We start from the raw sequence: 21,596 nt of genomic DNA, 5'->3' as shown, positions 1-21,596 counted from the left end.
AAGCAATCTGGCTTAAAGTCACGGAAAAATTTCTTTTATATATTAGATAAACTTATCACCAATTAATCTGAAGACCCTGGCGATCGCATAAAGCTTGAAGTTAATTTGCTTGTTTGGTTTTGATGGTAAGCTGGGTGAAGAACATACTTTCTTGATTGTTTTGGGTAGGATTGAAGCTTTTAAATCCCATAAAACTTCTGTCGCTGACTGATACCTTTCCTTAAAGTCGTAACATACCATTTTATCTAAAATTATTGCCAGTTGAGAGCCAACCTGTGCGCGTTCGCGCCAACGAATTTCATTTGTATTCGGATCTGGCTGTAATTGGTAAGGGCGCATTCCTGTAATCGCTTCAATACACAACATTCCCAGTGCATAGATATCGCTACTAAATTGTGGTTTACCGTACATTTGTTCTGGTGGTAAATAGCCAGATGTACCCACAGCAACTGTCATTGATTGCCTTTGAGAATTCAGTGTTTGATTACTAATTTCCTTAACTGCGCCAAAGTCAATGAGAACTAACTTGCCATCTTGCTGGCGTCTAATTAAGTTTGAGGGTTTAATATCACGATGAATTACATTTTGTTGATGAACAAACTCTAGTATTTCTAGTACATCTCGTAACAAGAAAAGGACATAGGACTCACTCATCTGTTTACCTGGTATAATCTCTAGGCTGAGATCTTGACCTTCAATTAACTCTTGAACTAAATAGAATTTGTGGTTTTCTTCCAGATAAGCTAAAAGTCGAGGAATATAATCATGTGTTCCTAATTGTTCCAACACTTGTGCTTCTGTAGCAAACAAACGTCTGGCAATTTGACAAGCAGATGGATCGTTTTCAATCAAGTGGAGTTGTTTAACAACACATTTAGGTGTGCCTGGGCGTTGTGTATCTTCAGCTAAATATGTTTGACTAAACCCTCCCCTACCTAAAGGTTGGATAATTTTATAGCGTCCGCCAATGACACTTCCCGTAGATAATTGTGTAGGAATTGGTGTTGCAGCTGAGTTTTGCTTCTCCACCTTGGTTACAGAAGTTGGCGGTAATAAGGAGGGAGCAGTTATTCCTAAAGATTCACCACAGTAAACACAATATTTATTGTTAGTGGGATTGGGATGTCCTTTACTACAGGTAATTGGTTTTGGCGGAGGATTAACTACAGTTGGTGACTGCGGTTGTGGCGAATTACTCAAACGAGTTGGCAACCATAATATCTGACTTTGATTTTCAGCTTCAGTAGATGGATACACCTGAGTTGATTCTACCCCAGTAGCAATCCGACGAAACTCACGCCCAGTCAATGGTGGCTCAGCTGGATTTTGAAAAACTATTGGTAGCCAAGTAACACCAGGAAATTTTGGTTCCAAAGCATGAATTTTTTCCCTAGCACGTCGCACCGCAAGACAAACCGATCTTTCTCCAGTAAAAGCTTCGAGAAATCGCTGCAAAAACTTTTGTGCCACCACATCTGGCACAGGTTCACGCATAACGATAATTTGTGGAATGTGCAAATCAGCTAATTCTCTGGCAATCCCCAATCCATCACAAGAGTTGAAAATTGCCAGTTGCAACCCATTTTCCACAGCATCTCTCAAAGCTGGTTTCAAATTATCAATGGTAATTGGTGGTTCATCGTGATTTAATTCAATCGCTCCCCTCGCTCCATCCTCTTCACTAAAACTATGCCCAGCAAAGAAAAACAAATCTGGGCTATAATTTTCCAGTGCGTCGTATAAATCCTCCAATGAAGGTTCGACTAAACGAACTAACTCAGTATTGTCAGATAAATGCTCTTTGAGCAATTCCCAATCTTTATCAATATCAATAGTACTATTGTCTAAAGCTTCTCGCTGACCAAAAACTGCTAGTATTTTAGTTTTTTCTCTAAAACTTGGTTGTCTTCGTCTTCTTGTCGGCAGGCTCAAAGACATTTCCGCCCGACGATAGTGTTGAAAGAAATCATCCCACAGATGCCAAGGCAACCGCTGCAAGTCTATATTTTGAGTTCTAATGATGAGCCGGATATCCTCAGATTTGTTGGTTAAATTTTTGTATAAAGTTTTAGATATCGAGTGCATCTGTTGTGAACTAAGCCAGTTATTTAGGCTCGACTTCAACTTTTGACTAGCTGCTTTGATTTCGGATATGGAAGTAGTTGATCCTGCGACTTTGATGCGAGAATTTCTTAAGCTGGATACCAGATTGCTGTAAGGAGTACGCCAACTTTGATAATGTTGAAGCAACTCTGGCGCAGACGGCAAAAAACCGTTCTCCTCAGCAAATTGGAATTCACCTTCTGTAGCAATTTGCAGAAGTACCGGAAAACCGTTTTCAAAATCACCATTCATGATATTGAGGACAACTAACTTGCCCATTTTTCCCTTCCTTAGCGCAGCTAAATCATAAAATCCTCTGTGAAGCTAGCTTCACCCATAGCAACTATTAACCTAAACTGTTCTCCTGGTTTACCGTCAATCTTTAATTGAATCCAATTATCAGCCTTTTTAGCGCTCTCTTGCAAGAGCTCTTTACCAAACTCATCCAGTATAATACTTTTAACACCAGGAGGTAGGGTTTGACTACCAATGGGATGGACTTGGATAATGATTTGCCTTTCTTCAGTAGCAGTAGGCATAACAGCAACAACCAAGGCAAGCTCGTCATTAATTCGTTTTGCCTGTACAACACCAACAGAAGGCGATCGCCTTACTCTTGCTAAAATCAGATTTGAACCGAAAACTGCCTCTACCGTCTGCCAACCTGCATCAATCAAATTATCCAACCATTGACCCAAATTCACCATTTGGTTGGCGGCTATTTGTTCCAATCGATCTAAAAGCTGTTCCATAGATTGTAACTTACTCAATTCTATTTGTTGTGGTAGTAATCCGGAATTATTTGTCTTGACAAATCCCAATATTTGTGCATCATCAAGACTTTCTTCAAACTGAACAGCTACCAATCCGAGCCGATTTTCAGTTGCTTCTTTTGGCACAGAAATAAACTTTTCCCCCGGTAAAACAGGGCGACATTCTAAAGAGCCAAATTTTGGTAAAACCAGATCAGATACATTATGAAAGCGTCTATAAATAGGATGCCAACTATTCCCTTTACTAATATCAGTACCTATATCCATTAATTGCAAAAAACTATGTACAGCGTAAACAGCTAAAGTATTGAGATAAACTTGTTTCCCTTTAGTTGATGTAGTTTGTTCCAGTGCAAATTGCTGTGCATATTCATGAGCAAAGCTGACTAGTGGAACTTTGATTGAGAAGGTTTGTATAGTATTCATAATTTTACTCTCCTTGGTGACCAAGGTTTCTGGTAATCTGTTGTATCAGAGGCTCACATTTTCTATTCCAATGGGCTGTAATAGTGCCGTAGTGGATGTTTAAATCATTCACAATTTCATTCCATTTATCTGGAGGATTTTTTAATAATCGCCTTTTAATTAATTCATAGCAATTACAATCCTCTCGGTTTCTGGGATGACATTGGCGTAAAATAGCCTCTGGATCTTGTGCAAAGTAATTGCGTAAATTGTCGTCAAATTGCTGACTTTCTTCCCGATTTTCCTCCTCAATAAGTTGCCATATTCCACTGAGCCTAATAGTGCCATCAATTTGACGATCTGATGTCACATCAGCAAAAGTTTCATCACCCTCAGGGTTAATACGATTATCTATCGGCACCTCCTGTATAGTTTGAGGAGAAAACAATTCAATTACCTTATATTTCAAACGTAACTTCTCATTAATCCATACTACTAAACTACCTCTCAGCGTAGGCATAACAGGTTGAAAATCAGTACAGAGGCGATCGCGCACCTGAATTAAAGTATCATGAAGTACATCAGGATATTTTTCATGCTGGTAACCATACTTAGGTTTAGCTAATCCTTGTAGTTGTTGAAGTTCCTTCAGCAGGGGAAGAAAAGCTCTTTTGTGCCGAAAGCTACCAACAGGTTGTTTGCAAAACTCCAAGATTAATTCATAAAGTTGTAACTCTTGTTGACTACCGTCTAAGTATTGGCTTAGCACTTGCGCATTGAGACACATAAATGCAGGCATTAGAGAAAAGGGACATACCTCAGTATGAGCCAAAAAGCATCCTCCGTACCGCAATACTTCTCAGTTAGCAATAGTGAAACCCCCTGCCCCCCTGATGAAGGAGGGTTTAATGCCCCGCTTAAAAAGGAGGGTTTAATGCCCCCCTTAAAAGGGGGGTTGGGGGGGTAGAGGGATGAGACATAGCCTCAAAAACCCTTCTATACTTCTCATCAGGTAGAGAAAATTAAGTTATGCATTCAGGAGACAGCCGCAAGAAAAAATTTCCACCCCCAGACACGAAAAGAAGACTTCCCCCCTGCCCTCTGCCCTTCAAACCGTAGACAGGAGGGATAAGCGTGAATTATCTTTTTTTCAAGGTTAGCATAGGTAGTATTGGGAATCAAAAACTGGGAAACTTTTAGTTGGTAAAGACTTGCATATTCTGTAAAACCTGACTAGATATAGATATGTATGAACAAAATGCACCCCAAAAGGTATATTAACAATTCAAGCCAAAGAGATTGCCATTTTGCGGAAAAACCAGCTTTTTGGATGAATGACTGTGTATAAAGCTCCCAATCCAAGGTAAATATTAAGATGCGACTGAAAAATCTTGCCCCAATATTACTAGCAGTGACAGTAGGTTACTCAGCAGTTTCGGCTCATCCTACCCGTCACACAAAAGCACCAACCAACTTACGCACAAGGTTTCCCTGCCACAAACAGTTAAAAGGTATTCCTACCACCCAGACTCAAAACCCAAACAATCGAACAGAGGTAAATAAAATTTGTTTAAATTCACAATGGATAAGAAACATAACCGGAGTAACACCAAAGCAAGGATTTCTTACCATATCGCTGCCCAAAACTGCAATACCGAAAAACCCAAACAAAAAATATCCTCCCCCATCCAAAAACATCAATTAAATAACCGATATCCAAAAACAAATCATCTTTTGGCGGAGTAAACTTGATGAGTACCAAAAAAACCAGCGATAAAACTTTAAAAAGTTTAGATGAAGCCTTACGACAATCAATCAATGAAACTCTTCAAACATTTATTAACGAAAATTTAAAAAAATCTATAGAATCTTCAATTACTGAAACATTAGAAAATTATATAAACAATACTATAAACATAGACGACCCCAAACAAATAATCCGGGTATACTACAAAAACACAGCAGCAATCCAAGAAAACAGTACAATTATACAACAACTATATGAAAAATTTGAACAAACCATAGAAAAAACATTAATAGAACAGAGGCAAAAAAATGGAGAAAACCAGAGAAAAATCCAAAACTGGGAACAATCAGCAATAGACTACTTTCAAATACTAGAAAGAGCAATAGAAAACGAAACAACAGAAAACAAAAAAACAATAGAAAAACTCCTATCAGAATATGAACAAACAGTAAAAAACCAAGGACTAGAACCAATCAAACCAAAACACAACGAACCACCAAACGAAAAAATCCACCAAATAACATCAGAACAACAATCAGAAATCACACCCGGAAACATCATAAAATGTACAAACTGGGGATATAGAATAGGCGAGCGCATAATTCAAAAAGCAAAAGTAATCATAGCAACCCCCCCAACCCAAAACTAAAAACCTCCCTTATCTCCTCTTTCTTGGCGCTCTTGGCGTCTTGGCGGTTAAAAAGGAAAAAAACAATGAAAGACTACGCAATCGGAATCGACTTAGGAACATCAACCTCAGAAATCTGTGTATACAAAAACAACGAATCCCACCCCATAAGCGATCCAATCACCAAACTAGCAATCATACCATCAATAGTCGCCATCAACAAAAAAGGCGAACTCCTAGTAGGAGAAGACGCCAGAAGCTGGGTAGACGTAACCGGGCGAGGCATAAGAGAAATCAAACGTAAAATGGGAACAGGAGAAACCATCAAACTCTTAGACAAAGAATACCGCCCCGAAGAAATATCCGCACTCATACTGCGCAAACTCAAAGAAAACGCCGAAGAAGCATTAGGAAGCACCATACGAGAAGTAGTACTTTCCGTACCCGCCAACTTTCCCGACGCAGCAAGACAAGCAACACTAAACGCCGGAGAATTAGCCGGATTAAAAATCACCCGCCTCATCAACGAGCCAACAGCAGCAGCATTAGCATTTGGCATCAAAAACATCGAACTCGAACAACAACTCGTCGTCTTCGACTTTGGTGGCGGTACACTAGACATAACCGTACTAGAAATGATCTCCGGAGTTTTAGACGTAAAATGTAGCTTTGGAAACCCCCAACTAGGCGGCAAAGACTTCGACGAAGCAATGATTGAATTACTCCGAGAAAAATTTCAAGCAGAAAACCCAGGAGCAGAAATTTCCGACAAAGCATACGGCGCACTCAAAGAAACCGCAGAAAAAGCCAAAAGAGCGCTTTCAGTACAACACACCCATTCCGTGAGAATTCCCTACATTGCCACATTGAATGGCAAATCAGTAGACTTAGAAGTAGAAATTACTCGCCAAGAATTTGAAATCGCCATAACACCTTTACTAGATAAAGCACGGCAGTGCGTGCGACAAGCACTTAACGCCAAAAAACTGCGCCCCAGTGCCATCAACCGCGTGCTACTAGTGGGTGGTACAACTTACATTCCGGCTGTGCGCCAACTAGTTTTCGAGATGTTTGGCAAAGAAGGTAAAGCACCAGATGTAGGCGCGGATTTAGCTGTAGGCATAGGCGCGTCTATTCAGGCAGCGCTTGCAAGCGGTTTAATTCCGGATGAATCAGGTATTATTCTTACCGATGTTGCGCCCTTTGGATTAGGGATTGAAGTAATTAGTGAAGTCGGTAGGCAGTATATGCTAACTTATGAACCATTAATTCAACCGAATACAACGATTCCTTTTTCTACAAATAAAACTTATACATTATTGAGAGCAGATCAACAGCGCGTAGAGGTACGCTTATATCAAGATAACACTGGTAAAGCGAAACTACCATCTGAAGCAATAGATACAGGATTATTTGCGGAAATTACTGATATACCGCCAGCAGCGGATGGTAATCCTTATCCCGTGAAAGTGGAGTTTTCCTACGATATCAATGGAATAGCTAAATTGAAAGCGACAATTCCCGGTACAAATAAAAGTGTTGAACTAGAGTATGCTTATTCTGCGCTGCGGATGGATAGCGATGCCTTATCTCGTGCAGCTTCTCGTTTGAGAGAATTGTGGAAGCAAAATGCAAAGGCAAAGGAATATGAAGGGTTAATTAATAAAGCTGAGCGGCTGTTGACAGAAATGCCATCTGATGACAGATTACCACTATCTGATCTGGTGATCGATCTGAAAACAGCACTAATGAATGATAACACAGAAGAAATTCAAGCAGTGGGCGATCGCCTGGTAGACTTCTTATTTGACTTAGAGAATAACATGGACGATTGAGATGGCATACGAACTCTATCAGATCCTAGAAGTATCACCCCAAGCGACGGCTCTAGAAATCAAACGAGCTTACTTTAGTTTAGTACGTAAATACTCTCCGGAAAAAAACCCAGAAAAGTTCAAGCAAATCCGGGAAGCGTATAACACACTTTCCGATGAAAAAGCCAAACAAAATTATGACTCTCTGCAGCAGTATGGGGATCAAATCAAAGACTTGATTAACCAAGCTGAAGAGAAAATGAATGCTGAAGAGTGCCAAAGTGCTATTCCCTTACTAAAGAAGGCTTTAGTACTAGCACCAGCAGCTGATGGTGCGCGTAATTTACTAGGACTTTGTTACATTAATATTGAAAATTGGGACTTTGCAGTTAAAGTTTACCGCACTTTAACTAAAACTAACCCAGATGTACCAGTTTATTGGAGTAACTTTGGTCATACTTACAAACAACAAGCTGACTCCTTAGATGATCAAGACGCCTTGATACCTCAACTTTATCATAACGCTCGTGAATGCTTCCAAAAAGCCATAAAACTAGAATCTTTTAATTCTCAGCCTTATCTGGATATAGCTGTTACTTACTTTGAAGAAGGTAATCATACTGAAGCATTAGCTTGGGCGGAACGTGCGATTAATGCTGACGGAAAAGCCGATGTTTATGACATTGATACTCTTTTCTTCATTTGTCGTGTTCACCTTTTTAATGGTGAATTTAAAAAAATAGAAGAAACAGCACAAAGAATAGCATTAATCTTACCTGATAGTGAAGAATCACGAAGATATGCAGCTAGTCGATTTGCCAGTATGGGGTTTGAAGTCACAAAAATTGGGATCAAGCTAGCTGATGTTTATATATTAAGAGCCGCTATTCAATTAGTTAGTATTGCTAGAGATTTTGATCGAGATGATTTAGATATTAATGAACTATATAAACGATTGGAGCAAATGATTGTACCTTTAGAGCAATACGAGCTTTTGAAAAATGATTCTTTAATTTTAGAAGCCTGCCAAAAACTAGTTGCGTTTTGTCTAGCTGATTATTTTAATTTGCATAATACAGAACAAGAGAGAAAAGATGCACTTGATGAGATTATTGCCGAAATATTTGCGTTTCCCAGCCGGAAGATTATTTCTTCAATCAAACGTATTAAAACTCAATATTTCGAGCTATATGGATTGAATAAAGACTTATTCAATCGGATTGAACACTCAGCTTAAGTTTTTACTAGTTTGACGAGATTACTAACTGACTAATCCGTTTTAAAATCCGCAAGACATCATACAATTCATTGTTAGGATTGCGAAGAGAAAAAACTTTAGATGTACCGTAGTGAGGCGTTTCTCCTTTCACCAATTTAATAAATACGAAACTTCCGCCAGTGTTAATCATGCCATAGCTAGGTTTGTCTAGGGTAGGATTTCCTAACATATAAGCGAGGATCTGTGCAAGTCCTTCCTCAATGGAAAAAGAAGCTTTTTTTGATTCAATAACCATTACCCAAAATTGATTTTTTAACACTAATGTGTCAAGTTTTCCTTTGATAATGACTCCTTCATCTTCCACTGCAATATCTACAGATTCTTCTGATTTAACATAAAAGGGGGCTAAATAAAAATCGCCAATAAACAGAATGGGATCAAGAATCGCCATCCTGACAACATCTTCTAGTAGCGGTGGGTAGTTGAGTAGATTAAAATAACCCGCTTTAACTTTGTCTAAAAGTAGTTTATCTAAATCTGTGATTTCTGGTAAATTTTCTTGCCACTCCGGAAAAAATTCGTCATTCTGAACTAGCTGAATACCAAAATTATCTATTAAGTAGCGTAAGTCTATATTTTTTGCTTGGAGTGCGACCATACCTTAGTAGTTCAAAAGCAATTTAATCTATTATACTTATGGTGGAAAGTTTTCCAAAGAGTGCAAAACCAAGAATTTTTCTCGATCAAGCACTCTCCTCAAATCTTGCATCTCCACCTGAGTACACCTTGAACTTCAATTCAAGGCTAATAGAACTGAATTCTACTCACTTAGTTTGCCTTGAAGAATTGAAGGTGGCTGTTAACAGCATTTAAATACTTTTGATTGCTCAAAGCATTGGGTGATACCCTCCCAGCAGTAATACCAGCCTTAACCACAGATTTAGCATCGATTTTACCCCTACGATAATCAGAAAGCAGCACATTGTATCCTGAGATACCTTGTTGCTTAAGTGACCCTCTATAAGCAAAATTGACAAGTTCAAAGGGCGAAAAACTGCGAATTTCTGTTGCACCTACCGTTGTTTGAGTAGATGGAGGGGCAGAATTGAGTGATTGAGCATTCACGCTACTAGCAGCAGCAGTGTATAATACTAAAAATGATACTGTACCAATAACTAAGCGTTTCATCATATTTCCTCTTGAAGACTTTTGCTTGTCACTAATAGAATGTAGCCACTTGCTGAGAGCTACCTGATGAGGAAATAAGAAGAAGTTAAGAATAAGAGTAGACTTGATGAGATTTACCTAAGAACAAGATGAGAAAATCATACTCAATTACTAAACTTAAGTTCAAAAAAAGCTATGATTTCAGCCCAAGCAGAGGTAGTGGCAGCAGAATCGTAGCGATAACCGTCATCGCGCATGAAGGTGTGTTCTGCTTCGTAGAGTAAAACTTGATGAGGAATATTGTTATTTTCCAAAGCTTTAATGATGATTTGGCGATCGCCGGATGGTATATGTGGATCGAGAGTACCAAACACAATGAGCATCTCACCTTTGATTTCACCTACTCGCTCAATTGTATCAGCTATCCCTTTGCCCAATTTGCCACTAGGAATACCAGTAGGATAGCAGCAGGCTGTTGCCTTAATTTCATTTTGTAAAGCTGCCCGGAAAGATAAATGCCCACCAATACAAAAGCCTAACGTCCCTAGTTTATCTGGAGAAACAGCACTTTCTGCTTTGAGAAATTCAATCATAGCAAGACAGTCAGCATCATAACCAGCGATGGGAGTGCGACGAGCATTGTCATTACCTTGCATTCTACCAAGATCATTTGGCTCAATCACTTTACCTACTGGCTCAGTTCGATGAAAAATTTCCGGGGCTGCCACCACATAGCCATGCCCAGCTAAGTAATTAACTAGACGAATCATTGGTTCGCCTAATTGATAAATGTCACTATAGAATATAATGCCAGGATAAATTCCTGCTGGTTTAGGAGACGCCACATATACACGCATCAAGCTGTCATCTACTCTCAACTCGACATTACGTTTAGTAATTTGCACTTTTGTGTCTCCATGTATCGATACGAGAAAAATTCCTGGTGGATGGAAATTTTCTTCTATTGTGCGGACGAAGGCAACACAGCTGACAGATTCTTTAGCTTGTTTGAAGAATTCCTCACCCAGTCCCATTCTCCTAGAATGCGGACGATTGCTAATCATTAGCAGCAAAATCTGCGCGACATCATTATTCATGTCGCCTCCTTATTTTATTTTTGTCAAGACTTTAAACTCATAGTAGTCATCAAATGTCTTTTTGTAAACTAGGAGTTGACGATGTGGGTAAGAACGATCAAACCAAACTTATGATTTCTCTAGAATGCGTTGACAGACTCCACTGGAGTCACGATCTGGGAAAACGCTTACAATCTTTACGCGGTAAAGTCTCCATGCGAGAGCTAGCACAAAAAGTTAGTAGAAATGGCTTGACTTGCACTTACCAATACATTCACAAGTTAGAAGTTGGCAAAGCAGAAGCTGTTTCCACTGAATTAATTTTGGCTATCTGCAATGCCCTTGACGTGGACTTTAAGAAGCTGTTTCCATCTGTTTACATTGATCCATCTGAACTTTTGGTGGTTTTGCAGAAAAATGTCGCCTGAGCGTTGATTTGTCTACTATGAGTTGATAGAATAGGTAAACAAAGAGGACTGTACCTCATGAAGGCGATCACCCTCTTTTAAAACCCTTGATTGCAAGGACTTAAGCCAAATGTATCACTATATAGAAGATGAAACAACCAACAACTGAGCAATTTAGGATAGCTTATATAGCCTGCTACTGGCTGACTAAAATGTACCTGCCCATTTACCTTGTCACCCTAGATCAAAGGGATAACAGAATTGTCATCATTGCAGGAGTTGAATCGATCATCGCAATTAATCAACTCGGAGAATTGAGTTATGAGCAACCCTAATTTTCTTTCCATGACTACCAGACAGTTGCGAGCTTACGTTTTAGAACATCGTGACGACCAAGAAGCCATCAACGCACTGGCAACCCGTGTTGAGGCTACTGGCATAAAGCTAGATTCCCCAGACCAGTTACCGGAGATTATTGAACTTAAACGCCAACAAAACCAGCAATAACTAAAAGTGTTAGGCGGCTCTCTAGTTATGCGATCGCATTCCTCGCACTCAGACTGAGAAATGCGATCGCATAACTCATTAACCTCTTGCCATCCCAAACACACCACTAATAGAGCGCATTATATTTTGTGGTTGCATAGCATCCATTGCAGCGGTAGGTTCATAGCCACAATGCACCATGCAATCTGCACACTTAGGATTACCACTAGCCCTACCGTATTGACTCCAATCGGTATCATCTAACAATTCTTGGTAGGTGGCGTAATGTCCTTCGTTTAGCAGATAGCAAGGCTTTTGCCAACCGAGCACACTGTAACTTGGGCTACCCCAAGGCGTGCATTCGTAATCTTTCTCACCTGTAAGAAAATCCAAAAATAGCGGATTGCTGTTGAAATTCCAATTCTTTTTCCCTGCTTTGTAAGGTGCAAGAATTTCGCGAAAAAGGGCGCGAGTTTGTTCCCGCTTGAGAAATGCTTCTTGATTTGGTGCCCACTCGTAGCTGTAGCCAGGGGAAATCATCATACCATCAATACCCAGCCCACTCAGGAAGTCAAAAAACTCCTGCATTTCTTGAGGATTAGTACCATCAAAAATAGTTGTGTTAGTGGTGACGCGAAAACCTCTAGCAATAGCTGCCCGAATCGCTTTAACGGCAATATCAAAAACACCTTTGCGATCGACACATTTATCGTGCAACTCCCGCATCCCATCTAAATGGATGCTGAAACTTAGGTAAGGAGAGGGTTGAAACTTATCTAAGCTTTTTTCTAACAATAAACCATTAGTACACAGATAAACAAACTTCTTGCGCTCAACCAATCCTCGTACAATCTCATCAATTTGAGGATGCAGTAAAGGTTCTCCTCCTGGTATCGAGACAATGGGCGCACCACACTCGGATACTGCTGCAAAACACTGTTCTGGTGTGAGATTTTGGACAAGCACCTCTTTTGGGTGCTGAATTTTACCGCAACCAGAACAAGCCAGGTTACAGCGGAATAAAGGTTCTAACATTAAGACTAGTGGGAAGCGTTTGCGTCCGGAAAGACGCTGAGTAACTAAATATTTCCCTACTTCTACAGCTTGTTGTAAACTGATTCCCATTGCTCTTATCACTCCTCTGTGATAATACTGAATTTTAAAGGTTTGTTTCGCTCATAATATATAAGCACTAAAGTGCTTACTACAAGCTTTTTACATATCCCTGAGTTACAAACCAATCTACAGCATCTTTGAGTGCTATTTTTATGTCAGACTGAGGCAGTCCTAATTCTCGTATTGCCTTTGATGGATTGTAGTACATGGGTTGCTTTGCCATGCGTACACCGTCGAGAGGAACTGAAGGTGATTTACCTAGTGGAGCAAGAATTTTTTCCTCAACCCAAGCAACACTTAAAGGTATCCACGCAGGAATAGTTTGTTGGGGAGCGCTCAAACCTGTAATCTCAGCAAGTTGTTCAAGTATTTGTTTTAGGGTTAGGTTTTGATGTCCTAAGATATAGCGCGAGCCTGATTTCCCATGCTGTAATGCTAGCAAATGTCCCCACGCTACATCACGCACATCAATAAAATTTAACCCAGTATCCATATAAACAGGCATTTGACGGCGTAAAAACCGCAAGATAATATCCCCAGTAGGGGTAGGCTTAATATCCCATGGACCAATTGGAGTGCTAGGATTAACTATAACCACCTCCTGACCAGCACGAACTGCTTGCATAGCTTCTTGCTCTGCTAAATACTTAGACTTCTTGTAATTACCAATAAGTTCCTCTAAGGGACTTTGATGAGTTTCATCTACAACTTCACCCGCTGCACCCACGCCAATCGCTGCAACAGAACTGGTATAAATTGTGCGCTCAATCCCAGCTTGACGTGCCGCCGCCAACACATTGCGCGTTCCCAATACATTGTTGTAATACAGTGCTTCCCTGTCTTTTTGCCATAATGAATAATGAGCAGCAACATGAAAAAGATACTGGCAATCTACCATCTGCTGGTATAATTTTGTATCATTAAGGTCGCCTTTAACAAGCTCAACATCTAATCCCTGTAAATTATCCAGTCGGCTGTTACTACGTACCAGTGCTTTTACAGCATATCCCTGGGATATTAGCAACCGTACCAAGTTAGCACCAATAAAACCCGTACCACCCGTAACAAAAACGCGCATTAACCTCTCCCCCATTTAAAATCCCTTGCGGGGAAACCAATCATCGAGAATGGTGTATACTACTGGCACAACAATTAAACTCAACACAGTGGAACTAATTAACCCGCCAGCAATAGCTACAGCCATAGGCGATCGCAATTCAGATCCCGCTCCCAAACCCAAAGCAATAGGTACCATCCCTAAAATCGTAGCAGCAGTAGTCATCAGAATTGGTCGCAGACGCACAGGTCCTGCCTTCAAAATCGCCTCTGTACGATTTAAACCAGCTTGACGTAACTGATTAATATAATCCACAATCAGAATAGCATTTTTATTACTGATCCCCAGCAAAAAAACAAAACCGATCAGCGATATCATTCCAAAATCGCTCCTAGTCAAAAGCAACGACAACATCGCCCCTACCAATGCCAAAGGTAGAGAAATCCCAATTACCACCGGATCAACCCAACCTTTGAAAAGCCAAATCAGCACTAAAATAATACATATTGCGGACATTGCCAGAGTAGTGCCGAAACTACCAAAAATATCCCCAATGCGAGCAGAGTCTCCGCCCAAATTCAAATCAACCCCCGGTGGTAAAACAGCCTGAGCTTCTGCTACTACTCTATCAGTAGCATCACCTAAAGGTAAATCTTTACCAAGGTTAGCACTAATATAAGCTACCCGCTGACTATTCAACCGCTCAATCTGGAAAATAAAGCCTTGTATGTTACCTTCACCTGTAACTGTCACATCAACAAATCCGGGGAGTTTCTCAATTCTAGCTTTCACTGCATTAGCTGCATTATTTAAAGCTTTGAGATCGTTACCTCTTAAAGCTACCTGTAAAGGTTTTTGTCCACCACCCGCATCAACAAATTGAATATCTTCCACACTAGTGGTAACATCAGGAAGAGAAGGCAAAGACGAGCGTATTCGGTCTTGTATTTCCGCTGTCTTAAGTTTACGTTCTTCCTTCAACTTTACATACAGCTTACCTTTGTTTGGCTCACCCTCGCGAGTTCCCACAATAGTAAAAACCTTGGACACATCAGGAAATTTTCTGACTGCAGTTTCTAACTTTTGCGCAACCTCAAGAGAATCATTCAGGGGGTTAGAGATTTTGACATCGGGAATAGAAAATGGTGAATCGTAAGTAGAGAATGGAGAATTCGATCTCCCCTGCTCAAATGCTCCTTGTGGAATTGGCAAAGGACCAGTATAAACAATATTAAACTCTCCCCTGTCTAGTTTGGGAATAAAACCTTTGGGGATCAGTGGTATAATAGCGATACCTGCAATAAAGCTCAGTAAAGCTAACCCCATCACTATCTTGCGATGATTCAAAGACCAGCGCAGTAAGTCGTGGTAAGATTGGTTAAAGCTTTGAGCTATGTTTCCTTCTCGACGAGGAGAGCTAGAAGGTTTGGGTTTGAGCCAGTATATTGATAAAACTGGCGATAAAGTACGGGCTACCAGCATAGATGTGAGCATGGCTGCTGATACAGTGATGCCGAACGGTTTGAAAAATTGACCAATCACCCCACCCATCAAACCAATAGGGAGAAAAACTGCTACAGCTGTAAAAGTTGCGGCTGTAACTGTCAAGCCAATCTCATTGGTAGCTATCAGGGCGGCTTCACGGGGATGCGCTCCATCTTCAACGTGACGCATAATGTTTTCTACATCAACGATCGCATCATCCACAATTGAGCCTATCACCAAAGCCAGTGCCAACAATGTAATTGTCTCCAAGTTAAAGCCGAACAAAGCCATCACAATAAACGTTCCCAATATAGACACGGGAATCGCTAGTGCAGAAATTAACGTTGCTTGCCAGTTGCGCAAAAAAGGGAAAATTACTACAACCGACAAAATGATCGCTTCAATTAAAGACTCGATTGTTGCTTGAGTTGCATTGCGGATATACTCTGCTTGAGTAGCAGCCAAACTCAGTTGCACATCGCGCAAAGTTGTCTGTAGTTTTTGTACTTGTTTCTCCACTCGATCAACTACTTCCAAAGTGTTGGCGTTTCCTCGTTTAATTACTTGAAAAGCCAAAGCATCTTTACCGTTGAATCGAACTAATGTTGCTCCATTCTGTGGTAAAGCCGCACTTGTTGATGTTGGAGGAGGAGAAGCACTGCCTACTCCTAACAGATCGACTTTGAGTACTCCTGGTATTTTAGCAATGCTGGGGATAATTTGGTCTTTAGCTAGCTTAGTCAAATCGGTTAAATTCAGTTTTGAACTTTCAATGGCGTAAGTAATAGCTGCTGACTCGTTCAGGTTCAAAGGGATAATTTTGTAAGTTGCGCCTTGAGGCAGTTTCGTCTGCTTCAAGATTGTTTCCACTTTGCGAGCTGACTCGGACAAGTTAGTCCCCACAGCAAAAGACAAACTCACCACAGTTTGCCCTGGATAGGTGGAGGAGCGAATTTCATCAACTCCCTCTAGAGAACGCAAACGCTGTTCGATTGGTTGGGTAAGTTTTGCCTCTGTATCTATAGCAGTTGGCAGTGAAGAAGTAGCATTGACTACTACTACTGGGAAGGTAACATCTGGAAACAAAGCATATTTAAGGGAACTGAATGCTAAAAGCCCAGCTACCGTCACTGCCAGCCAAAAACTAATTGTCAGCCAAGAATATCGAATTGCTAATTTGGAGATATTAAAACGTTGTCTTACAGATTGTGAGTGATTAGGCTCTACCATTTTTGACTAATATTGTCACTAATTTTAAATTGTATGCTAAAATGCTAGCCTCGTGTAGTTGAAGGTGCTAGTGTTGCAACCACCTGTCCAAGCGATTCTAGTTTGTCTTGGAGCGGAATACAAGGCTGTATCTCGCTCTTTGAAGCGTGTCAGTGGCTCTACACCAAGTGTTGTGTCTCTGCCGATGGGCGCTTCATGCACAGATTTAAAAAATTGTCAAGATGTACATCAGATATTGAAGCTCGCGCCACCTAGTGTGCTGCTGATGGGTTTATGTGGCAGCTTAAAGGCACGCTACCAAGTAGGGGATATAGTACTGTATCAAGATTGTGTGGATAATAGTACATCATTACTAAAACCTTGTGATTCTACTTTGACAAAGCTACTGTATCAGCGTCTTCAAGAGCGGGTGTCAATTGTCAAAGGGTTGACGAGCGATCGCATCATCTGCTCTGCTACAGAAAAACGTCATCTGGGTGAGACGACAGGAGCTGATGTTGTCGATATGGAAGGGTTTGCTGTCTTGGAATTCTTCACTCAAGCAGGGGTTTCTGTGGCAATGCTGCGAGTAGTAAGTGATGACTGCTACCACGACTTACCTAATCTTACCTCAGCACTAAGTCCTGATGGTTCACTTCAACCTTTACTCTTAGCTATGGCAATGCTACGACAACCCATTGCTGCTACTCGACTAATTCGTGGTTCTCTAAGGGGACTGCAAGTGTTGGAACAAGTTACAACGAAGCTGTTTTCTGGTTAAGCTGGAAGAATCAAAGGTCTGCAAGATTATCTGTAATATGGGCTAAGGTGTCAGCAAATGGGATTAAAAGAACTCCTCCAAGAAAAACGAGAAGAAATCCTTTACCCCTAGTTGGAGCAAAGTCAACCAGTCCTTTAATTATTCCTCAAAAACTTATGCAAACCAACCAAGTCAAACAACTTAACTTTTCGGGTGCTTACATAAATGCGAAGTACGTTGAAAATGTCGAAAACTATCCCGTTCAAAACCGTACTATCGCCATCAATCCCCAAAATTCAGATGCTTACTTAAAGGAAACTTACACCAGCATTATTCCTGCTTTTTCATCTACCATTCTCAAAAACACCATCATCCAAAAAGCTGAATCCTTACTTTTGCTTGAGGTGGTAGAGACTAACAACATCGGCAAGATTATCTTTGAGCCAAACTGGAGTCTATTAGGTAATCTTATTGATCACTTTCCCAAAGATGTACCACTGTGGCGTTCTCCCCAAGTTGAAGCGGGAATAATAGAAGTCGATCCGTATTTGATGACAAGGCAATCGAGTCAGCCCCATCAAAAAGAAAAGTTCTCTGTCAAAGTCAACTTATGGTTTGCTCCTTCGGATACCGACTGTGTTATCCACAACCAACATGACTGTATAGAGATACATACCCAAGTTTTTGGGCAGGGAAGAATGCAGAAGTTCAAAGAGAAAGAATTTGGGACTCTCTATGAAGATCTATTGATGAGTCCTGGTTATACCACTTTCCTTCCTTTTTGTCAAGTTCACGAACACCAGCAATATATCTATCCGTGGCATCAATATTACGCGGATACAGATTGTATTTGGATGGTGATTGAATATCACCCTGTTAAACCACCTATTAAGGTTTGATGACAAGTTTCTCTTACTCAATATGCAGAGACGTTCTTCTCATGGTGGGAGGTTGACAATCAGCATATATTTGCTTATATATAATTATAGGTACAAGTTTTTTTATTCAGTAAGAATTTTTAACCCCTAATGGTGATTCAACTATCTCTCACAACTACCGCTACTGCACGAACTACGAGCCAAGGAGGGTCGTGAAGAGATAGCTGCGTATACGTTATAAGCAATCGATTCACCCCTCTCGGCGATACCTTGAGGGTTTTTTATTGCTATATTCCCACTCCTTACTTTCATCAACAGACATGAACAATCTCGCTGTTATCACTACAACTACCATCACTACCACTATCGCGCCAGGAGGGACGTGATGTAGTTGACTGCGTGCAGCGAAAAACCCTCCAGGCAATTCTTGGAGGGTTTTTTATTGCTTATTCAGTTTTGTAAAAATCAAATTCTTTTCAATAAGGATAACTATGTACGATCATCGAGAATTGGCAAAAGCAATGGATTTATTCCATTTTGAAGAACATAGCCCAGGTATGGTTTTTTGGCATCCAATGGGTTGGCGGGTGTTTCGGGCAATTGAAGATCATATGCGCCAAGTTTACCAAGCTTATGGATTTGAAGAAGTGCGATCGCCTGTCGCATTAAGTCGCACTCTTTGGGAAAAATCTGGTCATTGGGAGAAGTTTAACGACAATATCTTTGTTGTTGGTAGTCTTAATGACGCTAAAGAGAATAATGTCAGCCCAGATTATGCCTTGAAACCTATGTCTTGTCCGGCGCATATCGCTATCTACAAAGCCTCGCGCCGGAGTTACCGACAGATGCCGTTCCGCCTGATGGAGTTTGGTATGGTTCACCGCAACGAACCTTCGGGAACGCTATCAGGTTGTATGCGTCTGCGCTCTTTTGTTCAAGATGATGCTCATATATTTTGCCCAGAAGCTGAGGTAAAAAATGAGATTCGCAACTTCTTAAATATGGTGAGTGAGGTATACAAAGCATTTGGCTATGAGAATTTTACTGTTAAAATTTCTCTTAGACCAGAAAAACGCTTTGGTTGTGATGCCCTTTGGGACAAAGCAGAAGCTTTACTGATAGAAGCTTGCGAAACGTTAGGATACAGCTACGAATTATTGCCAGGTGAAGGAGCATTTTATAGTCCTAAAATTGAGATCAGCCTGGAAGATCATCTCGGACGGTCTTGGCAGTGCGGTACAATGCAAGTAGATTTTAATCTGCCGCAAATCTTTGACCTTTCGTTTGTTAATAGTGACGGTTCTTTTGAGCAGCCAGTGATTTTACACCAGGCAGTTTTAGGTTCAATCGAGCGCTGGATTGGCATTTTACTCGAAAATCACGGTGGTGCTTTACCTTTATGGCTTGCTCCGGTACAAATTGCCGTAGCTTCAATTTCAGATCGATCTGTAGCATGGGCGGAGGCTGTTGTTGCTAAGTTGAGGCGTATCGGTGTGAGAACGGAACTAGTAAACAGTGATGCGACAATCTCAAAAAAGATTCGCTCTCTATCAAAACGAAAGATTCCCCTAATTGCAATTGTTGGCGAGAACGAGGCTGCTAACGGTACTGTCAATCTTCGTCGCTTTGGCGTTTCCTCTCCAGAGGAAATTACATTCGCACAGTTGGAAAAGGAATTTTCTGGTAAGGCTTAAAAAGTGGCGATCGCCTGTTTTCCGAATGGGCGATCGTCTAAGTAAATAGACAGTACAGCAATAGTAGGCGTCAATTCATTCACAGTTACCAGTGACACCATCCGCACCGCTCTTGATCTTTTATATCTTACGATTTTTCGCACACAGATAACCAGCCGTTGAACCAAGTCCCTTGATAAATTTTTCTGATTCTAGAAAATCCGGCTTCAGTTAAAAGCTCAACTTCTCTCTCTTCAGTAACAAATGGAAGTCCCATTGCCTTCTCAATCATACTATCTAAAAGCTCCACAGTCATTCCATTGTTTTGCGCGTGACGTTTCCACGCCATCACATTGTCGTTGAACTCGGCTTTGTTTCTTGAAGCAGCGCCATCTACCAAAACAAACGGAGCATTGGGTTTTAAGCGTTCTCGAATAGCTTGCAGAGTTGCTAATTTTGCTCCGTCATCTGGAATGAAGTGAAGCGTCAGAATGCAAGTTGCGGCATCGAAGTTTTTGTTCTCAAGATCGATAACTTCCATTTTGTACAACTGCACTTCATTCACCAAACCTTCTTTTTTAATTCTCGACTCTGCAAGCTTGAGCATCTCTTCAGACAAATCAACGCCAACAAACTGCCAACCAGCGTTATGTTTTCCCAAAGAAATTATTTCTTCACCGCCACCAGCACCAATAACGAGAATCTTCGCGTAGGCAGATAACTTATTTTCGAGACAGCATCTTGCAATTAAAAACAGTGCGTCACGTCCAGGTATGCTTTGCCGCACCCGCAAAATGTACTCGTCAATTCCCGTCAAAAAGTGCTTTTCAAAATCTAATTTCGACATTTACTTTGTCCATAATAAAAATCTGTTGTGACATTAGAATATCGAGTGCATTACAAAGAAAGGCAGAGGGCAGAGGGCAGCTATGCTGAAGGTAAGAAATGCTAATAAAAACTTTAGTTGTGGGAGTAGCGCCCACTAAAAAAGAAAATGTTTTTCAAGACGCGCAGCGCGTAGAAAAACGGCGTCCTTATTTAATCCCACGCTTTAAAGCGTGGGTATCATAGCTGCCCTCTGCCTTCGTACTTCTGCCTTCTGAAGTCACCGGCTACAAACTTCTTGCCCCGGTTGTCAAAAACTTGCTCTAAACAATTATCTTTAGCAAGAATACCAAAACTATTGTGTGGCAAAGCTTTTGCTTTGTTTATATGTTCACAAAGTAGGCTGAGCAATATATACATCAAGTTTGTTGAGAAATATCCCAATTACCTTCAGAGTAATTAACTATTGGATGGTACTCACAGATAGGGTCATTAAGGTTTATTGAAAAACAATGTAAATAGATGTCCGTATCAACGCCGCTATAATCATTAATACGATCTTGCATTGCTTTAATTGCAAGATCATAAGATGTATAAACTCCAAGACCTTCACCGAAAGAACATTCAGAACTTAAGTCAAAAACAAGGTAAGATTTCTGATTTTGCATATATTAAATCCTTTTAATAAGCCATAAAGTACATTTAACAAATGTATAAACATTAATTTAGTTTATACCAAATTTTTAGCTGTCTCTTATTTTTGTACGG

Annotated in this window: 21 protein-coding genes; 10 read left to right on the top strand and 11 right to left on the bottom strand. The window is 40.5% G+C overall.

Going from position 1 to position 21,596, the window contains the following annotated elements:
* Nucleotides 1-42: 42 nt before the first annotated feature.
* Genes ICL16_RS45210 through ICL16_RS02105 form a run of 3 tightly spaced genes read right to left on the bottom strand, consistent with a single transcriptional unit; the run spans nt 43 to nt 4,113 of the window.
* A complete protein-coding gene (locus tag ICL16_RS45210) occupies nt 43-2,382 on the bottom strand; it encodes a protein kinase domain-containing protein (RefSeq protein WP_238360549.1) in 2,340 nt (779 codons plus the stop codon).
* Nucleotides 2,383-2,402: 20 nt separating this feature from the next.
* The gene (locus ICL16_RS02110; protein WP_190825222.1) at nt 2,403-3,302 is read right to left on the bottom strand and encodes a DUF1822 family protein; all 900 of its coding nucleotides are present in this window, start codon (nt 3,300-3,302) and stop codon (nt 2,403-2,405) included.
* 4 nt (nt 3,303-3,306) lie between these two features.
* Nucleotides 3,307-4,113: a hypothetical protein gene (locus ICL16_RS02105; RefSeq protein WP_238360548.1), complete on the bottom strand. Its 807-nt coding sequence runs from the start codon at nt 4,111-4,113 to the stop codon at nt 3,307-3,309.
* A gap of 543 nt (nt 4,114-4,656) precedes the next feature.
* Between ICL16_RS02105 and ICL16_RS02100 the strand changes: the two genes are divergently transcribed.
* From ICL16_RS02100 to ICL16_RS02085, 4 genes are all read left to right on the top strand, one after another.
* On the top strand, nt 4,657-4,986 hold the full coding sequence (locus ICL16_RS02100) for a hypothetical protein (RefSeq protein ID WP_190825220.1): 330 nt from the start codon (nt 4,657-4,659) through the stop codon (nt 4,984-4,986).
* Nucleotides 4,987-5,032: 46 nt separating this feature from the next.
* Nucleotides 5,033-5,677 (top strand): nucleotide exchange factor GrpE, encoded by a 645-nt coding sequence (locus ICL16_RS02095; RefSeq protein ID WP_190825219.1) that lies wholly within the window; start codon nt 5,033-5,035, stop codon nt 5,675-5,677.
* 65 nt (nt 5,678-5,742) lie between these two features.
* Nucleotides 5,743-7,491, top strand: a complete 1,749-nt coding sequence (locus ICL16_RS02090; protein WP_190825218.1) for an Hsp70 family protein — start codon at nt 5,743-5,745, stop codon at nt 7,489-7,491.
* A 1-nt stretch (nt 7,492) separates the two neighbouring features.
* Nucleotides 7,493-8,707, top strand: coding sequence for a J domain-containing protein (locus ICL16_RS02085; RefSeq protein WP_190825217.1), 1,215 nt, complete (start codon nt 7,493-7,495; stop codon nt 8,705-8,707).
* Between the two features lie 7 nt (nt 8,708-8,714).
* Here ICL16_RS02085 and ICL16_RS02080 read toward each other — a convergent pair whose 3' ends face one another.
* The 3 genes from ICL16_RS02080 to ICL16_RS02070 form a co-directional block, all read right to left on the bottom strand.
* Nucleotides 8,715-9,347 (bottom strand): restriction endonuclease subunit R, encoded by a 633-nt coding sequence (locus ICL16_RS02080; protein WP_190825216.1) that lies wholly within the window; start codon nt 9,345-9,347, stop codon nt 8,715-8,717.
* A gap of 170 nt (nt 9,348-9,517) precedes the next feature.
* Nucleotides 9,518-9,880, bottom strand: coding sequence for a hypothetical protein (locus tag ICL16_RS02075; protein ID WP_190825215.1), 363 nt, complete (start codon nt 9,878-9,880; stop codon nt 9,518-9,520).
* Between the two features lie 140 nt (nt 9,881-10,020).
* Complete coding sequence (locus tag ICL16_RS02070) at nt 10,021-10,761, bottom strand: dienelactone hydrolase family protein (RefSeq protein WP_190825247.1); 741 nt, start codon at nt 10,759-10,761, stop codon at nt 10,021-10,023.
* A 245-nt stretch (nt 10,762-11,006) separates the two neighbouring features.
* Between ICL16_RS02070 and ICL16_RS02065 the strand changes: the two genes are divergently transcribed.
* The 3 genes from ICL16_RS02065 to ICL16_RS02055 all read left to right on the top strand — a co-directional run bounded on the left by ICL16_RS02065 (nt 11,007) and on the right by ICL16_RS02055 (nt 11,846).
* Entirely contained in the window at nt 11,007-11,360 is a 354-nt protein-coding gene (locus tag ICL16_RS02065; RefSeq protein ID WP_190825214.1) for a helix-turn-helix domain-containing protein, read from the top strand.
* Nucleotides 11,361-11,488: 128 nt separating this feature from the next.
* Nucleotides 11,489-11,674 (top strand): DUF6888 family protein, encoded by a 186-nt coding sequence (locus ICL16_RS02060; protein ID WP_190825213.1) that lies wholly within the window; start codon nt 11,489-11,491, stop codon nt 11,672-11,674.
* Nucleotides 11,661-11,846 (top strand): DUF6887 family protein, encoded by a 186-nt coding sequence (locus ICL16_RS02055; protein WP_190825212.1) that lies wholly within the window; start codon nt 11,661-11,663, stop codon nt 11,844-11,846. Before ICL16_RS02060 ends, ICL16_RS02055 begins: the two co-directional genes overlap by 14 nt.
* A 78-nt stretch (nt 11,847-11,924) precedes the next feature.
* On the opposite strand, the gene hpnH is transcribed toward ICL16_RS02055, so the two are convergent.
* The 3 genes from hpnH to ICL16_RS02040 all read right to left on the bottom strand — a co-directional run bounded on the left by hpnH (nt 11,925) and on the right by ICL16_RS02040 (nt 16,713).
* Complete coding sequence (gene hpnH / locus ICL16_RS02050) at nt 11,925-12,950, bottom strand: adenosyl-hopene transferase HpnH (RefSeq protein ID WP_190825211.1); 1,026 nt, start codon at nt 12,948-12,950, stop codon at nt 11,925-11,927.
* A 79-nt stretch (nt 12,951-13,029) separates the two neighbouring features.
* Entirely contained in the window at nt 13,030-14,019 is a 990-nt protein-coding gene (gene hpnA, locus ICL16_RS02045; RefSeq protein WP_190825210.1) for a hopanoid-associated sugar epimerase, read from the bottom strand.
* 15 nt (nt 14,020-14,034) lie between these two features.
* A complete protein-coding gene (locus ICL16_RS02040; RefSeq protein ID WP_190825209.1) occupies nt 14,035-16,713 on the bottom strand; it encodes an efflux RND transporter permease subunit in 2,679 nt (892 codons plus the stop codon).
* 70 nt (nt 16,714-16,783) lie between these two features.
* On the opposite strand from ICL16_RS02040, the gene ICL16_RS02035 reads away from it, so the two are divergent.
* The 3 genes from ICL16_RS02035 to thrS all read left to right on the top strand — a co-directional run bounded on the left by ICL16_RS02035 (nt 16,784) and on the right by thrS (nt 20,024).
* A complete protein-coding gene (locus tag ICL16_RS02035; protein ID WP_190825208.1) occupies nt 16,784-17,473 on the top strand; it encodes a phosphorylase family protein in 690 nt (229 codons plus the stop codon).
* A 155-nt stretch (nt 17,474-17,628) separates the two neighbouring features.
* Complete coding sequence (locus tag ICL16_RS02030) at nt 17,629-18,351, top strand: hypothetical protein (RefSeq protein ID WP_190825207.1); 723 nt, start codon at nt 17,629-17,631, stop codon at nt 18,349-18,351.
* A 470-nt stretch (nt 18,352-18,821) separates the two neighbouring features.
* The gene (gene thrS, locus ICL16_RS02025; RefSeq protein ID WP_190825206.1) at nt 18,822-20,024 is read left to right on the top strand and encodes a threonine--tRNA ligase; all 1,203 of its coding nucleotides are present in this window, start codon (nt 18,822-18,824) and stop codon (nt 20,022-20,024) included.
* Nucleotides 20,025-20,151: 127 nt separating this feature from the next.
* Here thrS and ICL16_RS02020 read toward each other — a convergent pair whose 3' ends face one another.
* Both ICL16_RS02020 and ICL16_RS02015 read right to left on the bottom strand, forming a co-directional pair.
* Nucleotides 20,152-20,850 carry a class I SAM-dependent methyltransferase gene (locus ICL16_RS02020; protein WP_190825205.1) on the bottom strand — a complete coding sequence of 233 codons (699 nt, stop codon included), beginning with the start codon at nt 20,848-20,850 and terminating at the stop codon, nt 20,152-20,154.
* A gap of 397 nt (nt 20,851-21,247) precedes the next feature.
* Nucleotides 21,248-21,496 (bottom strand): hypothetical protein, encoded by a 249-nt coding sequence (locus ICL16_RS02015; protein WP_190825204.1) that lies wholly within the window; start codon nt 21,494-21,496, stop codon nt 21,248-21,250.
* Between the last annotated feature and the right edge of the window lie 100 nt (nt 21,497-21,596).

Origin of the sequence: Iningainema tapete BLCC-T55 (genome assembly GCF_014698965.1) — a bacterium.
Lineage (GTDB): Bacteria > Cyanobacteriota > Cyanobacteriia > Cyanobacteriales > Nostocaceae > Iningainema > Iningainema tapete.
This window is presented reverse-complemented; position numbering and strand designations above follow the sequence as displayed.